Below are 13,887 nucleotides of genomic sequence, written 5' to 3' on the forward strand. Positions count from 1 at the left end.
GCGTGCGGTCACGAACGCGGCGAGCACCGGCATTTGCGCGGGGGCACCGACTGCGGACGCTGCGGCTGCCGCCGGTTCCGGTGGCTGAGGCGGGGCTGACCGCGGTTCAGGCGGCATCGAGCAGGGGGCTCAGGTCGCGGGCCCGGCGCGCGTACGGGGGAAGCACCTCGCGCAGGTGCCGCCGGTAGGTCTCGCGGTGGCCGATGAGGCTGTCGAGGAGCGCGGGCAGCGTGGTGTCGCGGACTTCGCCGATGCCGACGACCCATTCTTCGAGCCCGAGGTCGCGCATGATGCCCGCGGTCTTGTGCTCGTACCCGATCGCGAGGCACGGGACGTGCGCGGTGAGGGCGAAGATGACCGAGTGGAAGCGGGTGCCGAGCACGAGGTCGGCCTCGGCGTAGAGAGCGCGGGCGTCGCGGTGGTCGAAGGTGTCGTCGCCGAGCACGCGCAGCCGGGGGTCCTCGAGCCCGGCGGCGAGGCGGGTGTTGACCCTGCGGTCGTCGTCGCCCTGGAAAGCGCAGGTCACCTGCGGGACGAGGACGACGTGGTAGCCGAGGCCGAGCAGGTGGCGGATGCCCGCGGTCAAGGCGTGCTCGTACCGGTGCTGCCCGGCCTCGTCGAGCCACTGGCGGGCGGTGACCATCGCGATCCGGGCGTCGGCGGGGATGCCGAGGGCGGGGCGCCAGGCGCGGCCGGAGCCGGTTTCGAAGGCGAAGGCGCTGTCGACGCCGCGGGTGAGCAGGCGCGGCGGCAGGCCGAGTTCGGCGAGCCGGTCGCGGCTGATGTCCTCGCGGACCAGGACCGCGTCGGCGCGGCCGAGGACGTGGCGGACCAGCACGCGCTGGAACCGGCGGGGGAACGGGCCGTAGGACTGCGGGCCGGTCACGACCCGGGCGCCGAACCGTTCGGCGAGCCACAGCGGCAGCAGCAGGAACAGGATGTTCAGGTCGGAGGCGAAGTCCGCGCGGCCGTTCAGGTAGCCGCCGCCGAGGGAGACGACGAGGTCGGCGGTCGCGAGGGCGCGCAGTTCGCGGCGCGGTTCGGCGGGCAGCAGCCGGGCCGCGGCCAGCAGCACGCGGCGGGGCAGCCGGGCGGCGGCGAGCGCGAGGACGGGCAGCAGGCTCAGTTTGCGCAGGATCCGCCGGAGCCGCGGGATGTTCTCCTCGCCCGAGTAGCGGCGGAACGACCCGAGGTTGGGCACGCCCTCGAACTCCGGCCAGCGCTCCGGGGGCTCGAACCCGGCGATCGCGATCCGGGAGCCGGGCAGGGCTCGGCGGATCTGGTCGAGCAGGACGCTGAGCAGGGCGGCGTCGCCGCGGTTGCCGCGTTCGAACGCGTTGACTACGACGACGCGGGTCATCGGCGCACCTCCGGGCGGGGACGGTCGGGCGGGGCGAAGGCGGGTGGCGGGGCGGGGTGTCGGCGGGTTTGTGGTTGGGGGCGGCCGGACAGTGCGAGGGCGGGTGGGGCGGGGTGTCGGCGGGTTTGCGATTGGGGGTGGTCGGACAGTGCGAGGGCACGGGAAGGCGCCGGGGATCGGCTGGCCTGCTGGCTGGGGCGCCCGGTTCGGGAGGGCGGCCGTGCTCGGGCCGGAGGCGGGGAAGAGCCGTCCGCGGGTGTCGGGCAGGCGAGGCGCCGGGGCGAGCGGGTCATCGCCGGACCTCCTGGTAATGCTGTTCGAGCTGGTCGAGAAACCGCTCGAGGCCGTGGCCGCAAGCGAGTCCGGCCGAGCGCGCTCCCATGACCCGCCGCAGCGCCGGGTCGCCGAGAAGGCGGGAGAGCGCGTCGGCGAGGGCGCGGGGTTCGCCGGGCGGGACGAGCACCCCGTTGCGGCCCGGGCGGACCAGTTCGGGCAGGCCGCCGACGTCGGTGGCGACGACCGCCCGTCCGACGCCGAGGGCTTCCAGCGCGACAGTCGGGAAATTCTCCGGCCACACCGACGGAATCACCACCACCGAAGCGGCGCGGTAGGCCGCGGCGAGTTCGGGTCCGCCGAGCCAGCCGGCGAACCGGACGCGGTCGGCCAGCCCGTGTTCGCTGACCGCCTTTTCCAGGACGGCCCGCTGGGTGCCGTCCCCGGCGAGCGTCAGCCTCGCGCCCGGCAGACGGCGGGCGACGGTCGCGAAGGCGTTCACGAGCACGTGTGCGCCTTTCACCGGTTCGAGGCGGCCGACGAACAGCGCGTGGGCGGCGTCGGGGACTGGCTTGGCGTCGGGCAGCGGCACGCCATTGGGGACGACGTGGATCGGCGTCCGCGGCAGATCGTGCCGGACGGCGTCGGCGAGGAACTGGCTCGGGGCGAGCACGCGGTCGACCGTGCGCAGGCGACGCAGATAGGCGGGCCGTTGCAGGAAACGCAAATACGCCAGCCGTGCGGTATCCATTGTGGACAGCCGGGCGCGGCCTTCGGCGCGGCTGCGCAGGTTCCACGACAGCAGTCGTCCGGTCCAATCCTCCGGGCCGTGGACGGTGAGCAGCCGCGGATAGGCGGCCGACGCGCTGAGCACGGCGGGGCTGAACTCGCCGATGGTGTGCAGGTGCACCACATCCGGCCCGAAGGAGCGCAGCGCGGCGGTCACCTGCCGGTAGGCGGGCCGGTGCCAGAAGTAGCCCGCGACGCGCCGGGCCGGGCCTCCGCGGATCGCGGGCACCAGAACGTCGGCGAAGACTTCCCGGTCGCTGACGGCGGGGTCGTCGAGAAGGTGGTCGGTCGCGACGACGAGGACCCGGTGCCCGCGGCGGCGCAGCCCGCCGGAGACGAGCCGGACGCTACGCTCCGCGCCGCCGGCTTCGAAGCCGACGTTGACGATGTGCGCGATTTTCATCCGAACCTCCCTTGCCGCACGGGGAAAGCCCGCGCAGCGCCAGTGCGGCGACCGCGACCAGCCCGGACGCGAGATTGCCGACGCCCCAGGCCGCCGCGATCCAGACGAGGCTGTGCTGAGCCCCGAGCGCGGCGAGCCCGACGGTGACCGCCGCGTAGACCAGATTGGACAGATTCATCGCCGAGAGCTGCCGGGTCACCTTGAGCAGGAACCCGGACCAGGTGTTGAAAGCCACCGCGAGCGCGGAGACGGCGAGGACGACGAGACAGTTCCGGGCGTCGGCGGCGTAGCTGGCGCCGAACAGGGTCAGCACCGGTTTCGCGAGGGCGGCGGTGACGCTGACGGCGGGCACCACGATCGCGAGGATGAGCAGCGCCGAGCGTTTCGCCAGATGCTTGAGGTCTTCCTGTTCGTGCGAGCCTTCGGCGAACAGCGCCTCGCCGACGGCGAACGGCACGGCGTTGACGAAGTTGGCGATCTGGAACGCCACGAAGTAGGCCGCGGACGCTTCCGGCCCGAGCGAACGCAGCACGAGCAGCGGAATCACTAGCAGCGGCAGGAGATTCAAGCAGCTGGAGGCGTAGTTGCCGAGCGAGTACGCCAGCGTCGAGCGCAGCGTCGCCGGGTACACGCGAGGCCGCATCCGGATGTGCAGGCGACGGCGGATGACGAGAATGCTCGCGACGGCGGCGACCGCGGAAGCCACGGTGCTGGAAAGGAAAATGCCGATCGCGCCCGCGCCGACGAACACGACCGGCAGGGCGATTTTGACCGCGCTCATCAGGACGCCGTTGAGGAGCAGGTTGTACTTCGCCGCGCGCAAGGCGACGAACACGGAGTCGGTCAGCAGGTTTTGCGCGACGGCCATCGCCAGCAGCGCGAACAGCGCGATCTGCGGGACCGACCCGCTGAGGAAGGACAACCCGGGCGAGACGAACGGCGCGACGAGCGCGAATCCCGCTCCGAGAACGGTCCCGGTGACGGCGACCGAAGTGAGCGCGGAGCTGACGTGCGCGCCGCGGGACGAGGCCGTGGGCAGGAACCGGACGAGGCTGGAGCTGAGCCCGAGCCCGCTGAAATAGCTCAGCAGGGTCACCGCAGACAGCAGCGAACTCGCCCAGCCCACCTCGGCGGGCGGGTACAGCCGGGCGGCGACGATCCAGAACACGAAGCCCGATCCGGCGCCGAGCGCGGTCGTGGCCATGAGGAAGAACGAGTTGCGCACCAGCGGATCGGATCTCAGCCGGGCGGCGCGGGACGGCGCGGGGCCAGCGAGCGCGATCATGCCGGAATCCAGGCCGGGCGGAGTGCCGCGCGGTAGCTCTCTTCGAGCCGCGCGGCGTGGTCCGGCCAGGAGAACCGGGCGGCGGCGAACTCGGCGGAGCAGCGGCCCATGGCCGCGCGGCGGGCGGGATCGGCGGCCAGGGACCGCAGGGTCGCGCGGAGGGCTTCCGCGTCGCGGGGGATCAGCGCGACCTGGGTCCGGTCGAGTCCGTAGGAGGCGTAACCGGGGTCGTCGGTGGTGACGACCGGGAGGCCGGAGGCCATGGCTTCTTGGACGGTCAGCGGGAATCCTTCCGCGGTCGAGGGCAGGGCGAAGACATCGCAGGCGCGGTAGAGACCGCTGATCTCGTCGGGGCTCAGTGCGCCGAGGTGGTGGATCGCCGGGTCGGCAGGGGCGTGGTTCGGCCGGTCTCCGGCGAAGACCAGGTCGTAGTCCGGGTGCCGGGCGGCGAGAAGCAGGTCATAGCCCTTCTTCGGCACCGGACGTCCGACGAACAGCACCAGAACCCGGTCTGCGGGGAGCCGCCAGCGCTCCCGCAGCACCCGGCGTTCTCCGGCGGACGCGGGCCGGTACCGCGCTGTGTCGACGCCGTTGGGCAGAAGCTCCACGCTGTCGCGGAATCGGCGGACGAAGGCGCCGACGGAATCGTTGACCACGAAGACCTCGCGGCTGGCCTGGAACAATCGTCGCCCGACAGTCCGGTACACCGCGTGCTGAACGGAACGCACCAGCGCCGACGGGTGCTCGACGATCGCCACGTGCTGCGTCAGGAAGAGCGGCGTGCCGGTGCGCGCAGCCCGCAGCCCCGCCAGCCACGAGGACTGATACAGCGTGTCGTGCAAGTGGACGACATCCGCCGACCGCACCCCTTCGCGGACCGCGCGACGCAACTCGGGTCCGAACACCGGAAACGGCACCCCCGTCCGGTCTTCCACCCCGTTCCAGGCGGGAACGCGCACGACCCGGACACCGTCGACGGCGGCCGGGGGAGCGGCGGGCAGTGCGCTCGTCAGCACGGTGACGTCGGCACCGCGCGCGGCTAGGGCCCGGGCCTGCTGCGCGGCGACGTTCTCGATCCCCCCGACGTGCGGCGGGTAGTAGTGCGCGACGAGCAGGATCCGGAGCGGACGGGACGACGTCATCGGTACACACTCGTTCCATTGCTGCTGTAGACCTTGTTTTTGGCGGCGTCGAGAAACTGCAGCGGATAGCGGTAGGTCACGAGATCTCCTTGGTAGAACACGGTGACCTCGTCTTTGCGGACGGCCGGATAGCCGAGCAGGACATACGAGCCCGGCTGGACGAGCGCGGGGTAGATGTCGTCCCCCGGTCTGCCGTCGAGCAAGGTCTGGAGCCGGCTGAGCGTGTAGCGGTCGGACTGGATCCGCTGGGCGGCGGTGTGCTGTTCGAGCCAGGCGAGCGCAGCGCGTTCTTGCGGGTGCGCGTAGTAGATGTCGTAGTACTGCCCGGCGTTGTCCAGGTGCAGCTGCGCGGGGTAGCCGCCGAACAGCCGGGGCAGCGCGCCGGTGAGGTCGAGGAACAGCAGCAGCGCGACGGCGGTGGCGGCGGGCGTCCGCCACCGTTTCCGGAGCCACGACAGCGCCCAGACCGAGCCCATCGCGATGAACGGGGCGAAGCCGAACAGCCCCTGCTGGAACGTGCGCAGGAGTCCGTAGTCCACCGACAGCTGCGGCACCGCGATCTCGGCGGCGAGCACGCCCAAGCCGCCGGCGGCGAGGACGAACAGGTCGTGCGTCGGCCGGAAGACGGTCGCGGTGGCGACAAGGGTTCCGGCCAAGCCGAGAAGCAGCAGCAGTTGCAGCGCGTCCGCGCACAAGCTCCGGAGAAGGCCGTTGGTCTTCGGGACGTCGAGGCCGAGCCGGTCGAGGGCGGAACCGGCCGCGGTGAGCGGCAGATTGTCCACGGGAGCGACCTGGACGACCGTCGCGCTGGGCGGTTCGCTGGCGCGGGCTCGCGTCGAGTCGGCGTAGTCGCGCAGCCGTTGCTGCGGGCTGACCCTCGCGGAGCCGAAAATGCTGTACGCGGTGTCGGACGAGCCGCGTTGCACCTGGTCCGGGTGGAGCAGGTCCTGGGCGGCGGCCACCGCGGTGAGCCGGAGCTGCTGCCAGGTGCCGGTGACCGGCCCGGTCCACAGCGCGGAGCACAGGACAGCGACGCCGATCATCGGCCAGACGACGAAGTCGGTGGTTTCCTTCGGCGCCCGCTCGGCGAGACGGCGGCGCAGCGGCGGCACCAGCCGGATGACCCCGCTGGCGAGCTTGCCCAGCACCAACGCCCCGATCAGCACGTAGGTGGTGGAGTAGTGCGACAGCACGATTCCCGCGAGAAAGACGGTGAACGCGATCCTTCGCGCGCGGCGCGGCGCGGGGCGGTCGCTCAACGCCAGGACTGCACAGCCCAGCAGAAGGAACGCGATCTCTTGACGGCCGAGGAACGGCATGTCGGTGAAAAACGTGGGGAACGCCAGGAAACAGATCGCGGCGACGAGCGAGATCCGGGGAGTGGTGAGGTTGCGGGTGGTGCGGTATACCGCGACCGGTGCTGCGGCGAACAGCATCGGCAGCACCGCTTTGAAGATCGTCAAGCCGGGCAACGCGGTCAGCTGCGCCAGCGAAGCGGGCAGGAGGGTGATGCTCAGGCAGGCGTTGTACGCGTCGGGATAGCCGGAGATGTCCCAGCGCCCCTTGGCGGAGGTGAGCTGGAAGAGCAGGAATTCGCGCTGGATGTCGTGTCCGGTGACGAACCAGCCGCGCAGGGACGTCAGCAGCAGCAAAGCCGTTGCCGCGCAGAGGATTCCGAACGCGAGGACCCCGTCGCCGTACCGGTCCGCCCGGACGGCCAGGAACCCGAGCAGCGCCGCCACGAGGAACAGCGCGACCAGGCTCGTCGCGCCGCTGAACCCGTTGTTCAGCCGGATGGCCCCGGCGATCGCGACCACCAGCGCCAGGATCCCGGGGACCGCGACCGGCACGACGTCGCGTACCGGCATCCACCTCGGCGCCCGCACCGGCGGCGAGCTGCCGGTGAGCCGCCGGTCCGCGAAGGCGAGCGCCGCCGCGGTCAAGGCCTGGGCCACGGCGAGCGACCCGGCCGTCAACGGACGCGAGACGCCGAACCAGGGGAGCAGGGTGTTGACGGCCAGCGCGGCCACCATCGCGGCCAGCACCGCGAAACCCAGCCCGAGCAGCCACCGCGCCACGCGGGTGGACACGATCCTGGCGGAAATCCGGCAGCACAGCCAGGCCGGGGCGCCGAACACCAGCCACAGACCGGCGACGGTCACCAGCACGGCCGGTCGCCATGGCATCAGCTCCACGGCACAGGCGACGAGCACCGATCCGAGCACGACGGTGCGCTGACTCGGTCTCGTCACGGCAGCACCTCGGCGTACACGGCCTCGACCTGTGCTGCCACCGCGGCCCAGGTGAACTCCCGAGCCGCTCTCGCGCTGGCCGCGGCGGTCTGCCGCCGGAATTCCTCGTTCGCGGCGAATTCGTCGATCGCTGCGGCGAGGGCGGTGGAATCGGCCGGGGCGAGGGTGCCGATGCCGTGCAGGAGCTCGGTGTTCCCGGGAACGTCGGTCGCGAGCACCGGCAGTCCCGCGGCCATCGCTTCGAGCGCGGCGAGCGACATCCCTTCGCGATCCGACGGCAATACGAACAGATCAGCCTGCTCGTACCGGTGCAGCAGAGCGGAACCGTGCAGACGGCCGTGGAACCGCACACCCGGAACCCCGTTCTGCTGCACGGTTTCTTCGAGCCGTTGCCGCTGTTCCCCGTCCCCGACCACGTCGAGGACGACCGGCTGGCGCACCAGGGTCAGCGCGCGCAGGAGCCGGGCGAGGTTCTTCTGCGGGCTGAGCCGACCGACGAACAGCAAGCGCAGCACCGGTTCCCTTCGCGGGCGCGGCGGGAGAAAGAACTCGTCGGACACCCCGTTCGGCACCGCGAAGATCCGCGCCGGGTCCACGCGGTAAGCGGTGCGGACGAAGTCCCGTTGCGTCTCGGTCAGCACCAGCACTCCGGCGGCTGCCCGCAGAACCCGGGCGAAAACGTGCTTTTTGTAGTGCGGCAGCAGCCAGCCCAGCTTCCCGGACTGGTCGACGTCCAAGTGGAAGTGCAGCAGGAACGGCTGACGGCGCACCGCGGCGGCGAGCGCGACCTGCTCGGGCAGCACCGCGTGCGCGGCATGCAGGTGCCACACCGACGTCTTGGGCGTGCGCAGCAACGCCGGAACGAGACCGGCGGACACCGGCGTATGCGCGACATCGAGCGCGGGAGCGCGGACGGTGGCGACGTTGTGCACCAGCTCGCGCCGAGGCGAATCGCGGGCACCGACGGTCGTGGTGAGCACGGTGACGTCGTGGTGCCGCGCCTGCTGGCGGGCGAGGTGCTGCACCACCGCTTCCATTCCGCCCAGATGCGGCGGGTAGTACGGACTGATCTGGACGATCCGGCGACGCGGCGTCACGGCCTGCCTCCCGGGGAGGAAGCGTTGCCGGGCAAGCGAAACCGGAGGCTCTCCATGCCGCCGACGACATTCACCGCGATCGCGTTCACGACGTGCCCGGGCGGAACGGGCAGCCGGAAGTCCACCGTGGTGAACTGGCCGGGTTCGAGGGTCACCCGCCGCGTCACTCCTTCGAGCCGGTCGGCCGACGAGGTCTCCAGCGCGGCCGCCACGGTGTAGTCCGCGCGGGCGGGGCCATGGCGCACGAGCGCGACCTCCGCGGCGACAGCTCCGTCCCGGAACACGGGCGTGCCGACGAAATACAGCTCGGTGTAGGTCTCGGGCTGCTCGGTGAAGGATTGCTGGAAGAAGGTCCGCGCGGCAGGCCACGCCAGAACCGTCACGACCGCGAGCGCCATCACTGCCGAAGCCGCTCCGGCGAACATCAGCCAGCCGCGCCGGTTCTCTTCCCCTGCGGAGTCGGCCACGCTCAGTCCGCCATCGCCAGCACGCACTCGGCTTCGTCCGTGCAGAGCACGGTCGACCGCCCCCGCGCGGTGCGCACCCGATGGACGGCGAGCTGCGAAAGGTTGCGCAGGCCGTCGCGCACGGCGCGCAGCTTCACGTCGCCGCCGCGGATCCGGTACTCGATCGGGGTTTCGCCGCACCGGAACCCGCGGATGTAGGCGTCGTTCTTGATCTCCTGCGAGAACGGCATCCCGCCGGACCGGATGTCGAGGTGGTGCCAGACGTGGCGGCGGAACACCCACATCCCGGACTGCGAATCCCGGAACGGCGAACGGAAGAAGAGCCGGCTGATCAGGGTCAGCACCCGGTTGCCGATCCGGTGCGAGGGCTTCATCGCCTCGCGGTTCCCCCGGCCGAGCCGGTTGGTGGAGAGGAAATCGAGCTGCCGCTCGGCGAGGGTGCCCAGCAGTCCCGGCAGATGGTCGAACGGGTAGGTGCCGTCCGCGTCGCCGGTGGCGATCAGGTCGCCGGTCGCGGCGGCGAACCCCGCGTGGTAGGCGTGCCCGTACCCGCGCACCGGCTGCAGGACCACCCGCGCGCCGAGCGCGGCGGCGGCCTCGCCGGTCCCGTCGGTCGAGGCGTTGTCGACCACGATCACCTCGGTCTCGTAACCGAGCGAGGCGAGGCCGGAGTGCGGGATCGTGCCCAGCACGCGCGGCAGGTTGACCCGCTCGTTGAGCGCGGGGATGACGATGGACAGCTTGCGCGGGCGGGGTCTTTCGGCGCAGGCGCCGCGGCTGGCGGTCCGCAGGCCGCAGCAGGGCGGAGCGGCCGGGCGGGAGGCGGTGCCGTACGACGGCGGGGAGCTGACGCGCTCGATGTTCGACGTCATGGAAGAACCTCGGTTCTGGTCTGAGGCGCGGCGGGGAGGGAGCACGGGCGCACGGCCGGATCCGGTGGCGGGCTGCGCCGATCGCCCGGCCTCGTCAGGCCGGGTCGGCGGCGTCCGCCGGCGGGGGCCTGCCGGCGACGGGTCGGGGGGCGGGGTTGTGTTGTGGGGGCGGTGCGAACGGCCTGGGCGGCCGTGCGAGCGCGCTTCGGCGCCCGGCCTCGTATCTGTATCGATGCCGCGGGGGTGGGCGCTACGTGCGATTAGCGCATTTTTCCCTCGCTCGATCGGAGCAGCGCGGAATGGGGACGCGACAACGACCGGTCGTCGCAGGTGATAACGACGGGCGCGAGAAAAAGCGAAAGTAATTCGCGTGCAGTTTCACCTGAATGGACTAGCGGGCGAAAAGCGTGTAACTGTTCCCGGAAAGCCTGCCTGATCCGGATGCGCGATATGCCGGGAATCCTGCGAAAGTCGGCGAATGTCTTGCCGGGCAAAGGTATTCGGAGGTGATTAGCTCGGCTGCGGAGGCGATTAGTTCTCGAAAGACCCGTGCCTGCCCGCGCCCTCGGCGAATCGGGCGGCTCCCGCGATAGTGTCCGCAGTCAATGACCGGATCCCGTGCCGGAATTCGTTTTCCAATGCGGATTCCTCGCTCAAGGACTCGCTTTCCAGCAATGCCGCGCGGTCCTCGCGTAAGCAGGTCTGCGGAAACGCGGCGAGGTCCCGCGCGAGCGCGACCGCGGCGGGCACTGCCTGCCCGGCCGGCACGACGCGATTCGCCAATCCGATGCGGTGGGCTTCCGCCGCGTCGACCGGGCGTCCGGTGAGTACCAGGTCGAGCGCGTGGCTCCGGCCGATCAGCCGCGGCAGCCGCACGGTTCCGCCGTCGATCAGCGGGACGCCCCAGCGCCGGCAGAACACGCCGAAGACCGCCGTTTCGTCCGCGATCCGGAGGTCGGCCCAGATCGCCAGCTCCAGTCCGCCCGCGACGGCGTGCCCGGACACCGCGGCCAGCACCGGCTTGCGCAGCCGCAGCCGCGTCGGTCCCATCGGGCCGTCGCCGTCCGGCTCGGTGCGGTTGCCGCGGCCCTCGCTGACCGCTTTGAGGTCCGCGCCCGCGCAGAAGGTCCCGCCGACGCCGTAGAGCACCGCGACCGCGGCGTCCGAGGCGTCGAAGTCCCGGAACGCGTCGGCCAGCGCTTCGGCGGTGGCCCGGTCGACGGCGTTGCGGCGCTCAGGCCGGTTGATGCCGATCGTGGTGACCGGACCGTCGTGCTCGACCAGCACAGTGCTCACGCGGGCCTCCTGCGGAAGTGGCGGTGGTCCGGGCAGCATGCCACGCCCCGTAGGCTCCGGCACGGGAATCGGCACTGTGCTCTGCACGGGAAGGGGATCGCGGAATGGACGCCGGAAACCTGGCCGCGTTCGGGTTCGAGCTGGGAGTGCTCAAGAGGGTCCGCCGCGCTGGCTGGTGGCAGGCGGGCGTCCGTGACCCGGAGTCGGTAGCCGAGCACAGCCTCCGCGCGGCGCAGCTGGCCGCGCTGCTCGCCGCCGAGGAAGGGGCGAACCCCGAGCGCGCGGCGTTTCTCGCGCTGTGGCACGACACTCAGGAGACTCGCACCGGCGACCTCCCGCATACTGCCTCGCCGTACCTGACGAAGCCGGAACCGCGAGCCATCACGGCGGACCAGACCGCGGGGTTGCCGAGCGCTTCGGCGCGAACCGTGCGGGCGGCGGTAGACGAGTACGAAACTCGCGAGTCGCCCGAGGCGCGGTGCGCGAAGGACGCCGACAAACTCGAAATGCTGTTCCAGGCCTTGGAATACCGCGCGACCGGAGTCTCCACAGTGGACGAATGGCTCGCGTCGGCGCAGGCTGGGCTCTTCACCGAGACCGCGCGGCAGGTCGCCGCGGCAGCGCTGGAGACCTCGCCGCTGGCCTGGCGGTCTCGTTAGTGCTCACCCACATGGGCGCACTTGTGGTTTAAGAATGTCCTCTCTGGGAATGATCCAAAGTACGACCATCTCGGGGAGGCACAGATGAACCGGAAATTCACGGCAGCACTGGCCAGTATCGCGGCGATGGCGGCAACGATCGGATTCGCGGCGACCGCGGAGGCGTCGGGACCGCCGTGCGGTCCCGAGGCGAAAGCGTGCTTGCAGCTCTCGGCGAACACGGCGTGGCTGATGGACAACGGCAACGTCACCCGCGGCGGCGTGCGCGTCACCGTCGGCAAGCCCGCGTACCCGACCCCGGTGGGCACGTTCCGCGTGCAGTACAAGGATATCGACCACTACAGCAAGCAGTTCCACGGCCCGATGCCGTACTCGGTGTTCTTCACGAACACCGGGGTGGCGTTCCATCAGGGCAGTCTGAAGGTCCAGTCGCACGGCTGCGTGCACCTTTCGCACGCGGACGCGGTGGCGTTCTTCAACACGCTGCAGCCGGGCGACGTGGTTCAGGTCGTGAAGTAATCATCCGACGGGGACCGGCCGCCGCAGCGCTTGCCGGCGCAGGCGGCCGAAACCCCTCGGGTTGTTGAGCCCGAACACCGCCACGGTCTGCTCGCCGCGGTGATAGGTGGCGAGAAAGGTCTCGTCGTCCGGGCCGCCCTCGGCGAAACGCACCTCGTCGCCGGGCGCGGGATGCCCGGCGAGCTGGAGAGTCCCCGCGTACTGATCGGACCAGACGTAGCCGCTCGGCTCGTACTCCCGGAGCACCTTCCCGGCCAGCAGGTTGGCGACCGCGACGGACGCCTGTTCGGTGGCGTTCGTCCAGTGCTCGTGCCGGACGCCTTCGGGGCCGTACGCCGCGATATCGCCCGCCGCGACCACGTTCGGCAGCGAAGTGACCAGACCGGCATTGGTGCACACGCCGTTGCCGACAGCCAGGCCGGAGCCGTCGAGCCATCCGACCGCCGGAACCATGCCGATCCCCGCGACGACCACGTCGGCAGGCAGATTCTCGCCGCTTTCCAGCTGTACCCCGGTGACCCGGCCGGAGAGCGTGGAAAGCCCGGCCACCGACGCGCCGCAGCGGAGGGTGACACCATTGCGGTCGTGCAGGCGCGCACAGGCTGACCCGAGTTCCGGCCCCAGCACCCGCGCCAGGGGCGTCGGCAGGGCTTCCAGGACCGTGACTTCCAGGCCCAAACCGTGGCAGGTCGACGCCACCTCGGCCCCGATGAACCCGCCGCCCACGATCACCACGTGCGCGCCGGGGATCAGTTCCGCGCGGAGGGCGAGCGCGTCGTCCAAGGTGCGCAGAACATGAACTCCGGCAACGGATTCCGTCCCCGGCAGGGCGCGAGCACGCCCGCCGGTCGCGAGGATGACCCCGTCGGCGTCCAGTTCGCCGTCCGACAGGACAAGACGGCCGGCCGACGGGTCGAGACGTTCCGCGCGAGTGCCGAGCCGGACGTCCAGCGAGGCGAGATCGTCCGCGTCGAGCAGCTCCAGCGACTCGCGCGACGCCGTGCCAGCCAGGAAGGTCTTCGACAAGGGCGGCCGGTCGTAGGGGAGATGCGGCTCTTCGCCGATCAGCACCACCCGGCCGTCGAACCCCTGAGCGCGCAGCTCTTGCGCGGCGCGGGCACCGGCGAGCGAAGCGCCGACGATCGCGACCGTTTTCACGCAGCGTCCTCGGCGGCGTCGGCGAGCACGTAGATCACGCCCTCGTCGACCTGCACCTGGTAGGTGCGCACCGGCTGCTTGGCGGGCAGGCAGGACGGCATGCCGGTGCGCAGGTCGAAGAGTGCCGCGTGCAGCGGGCACTCCACGAAGCAGCCCTCGAGCCAGCCGTCGGCCAGCGACGCGTCCTGGTGGGTGCAGGTGTCCCCGATCGCGTACAGCTCGCCGTCGGCGTTGAAGACGGCGATGGGCTCGGGCCCCGCGATCCGGACGGACTCGCCCGGGGGCAGTTCGTCCACAGTGCACGCGCGCAGCATT

13 protein-coding genes are annotated in these 13,887 nt (G+C 71.3%); 2 read left to right on the forward strand and 11 right to left on the reverse strand.

Annotation, left to right across the window (positions count from 1 at the left end):
- Positions 1 to 106: 106 nt before the first annotated feature.
- The 9 genes from ACZ63D_RS23225 to ACZ63D_RS23265 form a co-directional block, all read right to left on the reverse strand.
- Entirely contained in the window at positions 107 to 1,360 is a 1,254-nt protein-coding gene (locus tag ACZ63D_RS23225; protein WP_465356434.1) for a polysaccharide pyruvyl transferase family protein, read from the reverse strand.
- Positions 1,361 to 1,649: 289 nt separating this feature from the next.
- Positions 1,650 to 2,825, reverse strand: a complete 1,176-nt coding sequence (locus tag ACZ63D_RS23230; protein ID WP_465356435.1) for a glycosyltransferase family 4 protein — start codon at positions 2,823 to 2,825, stop codon at positions 1,650 to 1,652.
- A complete protein-coding gene (locus ACZ63D_RS23235; protein WP_465356436.1) occupies positions 2,770 to 4,110 on the reverse strand; it encodes an oligosaccharide flippase family protein in 1,341 nt (446 codons plus the stop codon). Before ACZ63D_RS23235 ends, ACZ63D_RS23230 begins: the two co-directional genes overlap by 56 nt.
- A complete protein-coding gene (locus ACZ63D_RS23240) occupies positions 4,107 to 5,252 on the reverse strand; it encodes a glycosyltransferase family 4 protein (protein ID WP_465356437.1) in 1,146 nt (381 codons plus the stop codon). Before ACZ63D_RS23240 ends, ACZ63D_RS23235 begins: the two co-directional genes overlap by 4 nt.
- Positions 5,249 to 7,504 carry a hypothetical protein gene (locus ACZ63D_RS23245; protein WP_465356438.1) on the reverse strand — a complete coding sequence of 752 codons (2,256 nt, stop codon included), beginning with the start codon at positions 7,502 to 7,504 and terminating at the stop codon, positions 5,249 to 5,251. Before ACZ63D_RS23245 ends, ACZ63D_RS23240 begins: the two co-directional genes overlap by 4 nt.
- Positions 7,501 to 8,601, reverse strand: a complete 1,101-nt coding sequence (locus tag ACZ63D_RS23250) for a glycosyltransferase family 4 protein (protein WP_465356439.1) — start codon at positions 8,599 to 8,601, stop codon at positions 7,501 to 7,503. Before ACZ63D_RS23250 ends, ACZ63D_RS23245 begins: the two co-directional genes overlap by 4 nt.
- Entirely contained in the window at positions 8,598 to 9,068 is a 471-nt protein-coding gene (locus ACZ63D_RS23255) for a hypothetical protein (protein WP_465356440.1), read from the reverse strand. Before ACZ63D_RS23255 ends, ACZ63D_RS23250 begins: the two co-directional genes overlap by 4 nt.
- A 2-nt stretch (positions 9,069 to 9,070) precedes the next feature.
- Positions 9,071 to 9,940 (reverse strand): glycosyltransferase family 2 protein, encoded by an 870-nt coding sequence (locus ACZ63D_RS23260; RefSeq protein ID WP_465356441.1) that lies wholly within the window; start codon positions 9,938 to 9,940, stop codon positions 9,071 to 9,073.
- 531 nt (positions 9,941 to 10,471) lie between these two features.
- A complete protein-coding gene (locus ACZ63D_RS23265) occupies positions 10,472 to 11,236 on the reverse strand; it encodes a crotonase/enoyl-CoA hydratase family protein (protein ID WP_465356442.1) in 765 nt (254 codons plus the stop codon).
- Between the two features lie 104 nt (positions 11,237 to 11,340).
- On the opposite strand from ACZ63D_RS23265, the gene ACZ63D_RS23270 reads away from it, so the two are divergent.
- Together ACZ63D_RS23270 and ACZ63D_RS23275 are read left to right on the forward strand one after the other, a co-directional pair.
- On the forward strand, positions 11,341 to 11,895 hold the full coding sequence (locus tag ACZ63D_RS23270) for an HD domain-containing protein (RefSeq protein ID WP_465356443.1): 555 nt from the start codon (positions 11,341 to 11,343) through the stop codon (positions 11,893 to 11,895).
- Positions 11,896 to 11,979: 84 nt separating this feature from the next.
- Positions 11,980 to 12,414: a L,D-transpeptidase gene (locus ACZ63D_RS23275; RefSeq protein WP_465356444.1), complete on the forward strand. Its 435-nt coding sequence runs from the start codon at positions 11,980 to 11,982 to the stop codon at positions 12,412 to 12,414.
- Here the strand turns inward: ACZ63D_RS23275 and ACZ63D_RS23280 are convergent, their stop codons facing one another.
- The gene (locus ACZ63D_RS23280; protein WP_465356445.1) at positions 12,415 to 13,572 is read right to left on the reverse strand and encodes an NAD(P)/FAD-dependent oxidoreductase; all 1,158 of its coding nucleotides are present in this window, start codon (positions 13,570 to 13,572) and stop codon (positions 12,415 to 12,417) included.
- Positions 13,569 to 13,886: a bifunctional 3-phenylpropionate/cinnamic acid dioxygenase ferredoxin subunit gene (locus ACZ63D_RS23285; protein WP_182894775.1), complete on the reverse strand. Its 318-nt coding sequence runs from the start codon at positions 13,884 to 13,886 to the stop codon at positions 13,569 to 13,571. The genes ACZ63D_RS23280 and ACZ63D_RS23285 overlap by 4 nt, the downstream gene beginning before the upstream one ends.
- Position 13,887 lies beyond the last annotated feature (1 nt).

It is taken from the genome of Amycolatopsis sp. NPDC104775 (assembly GCF_055583325.1).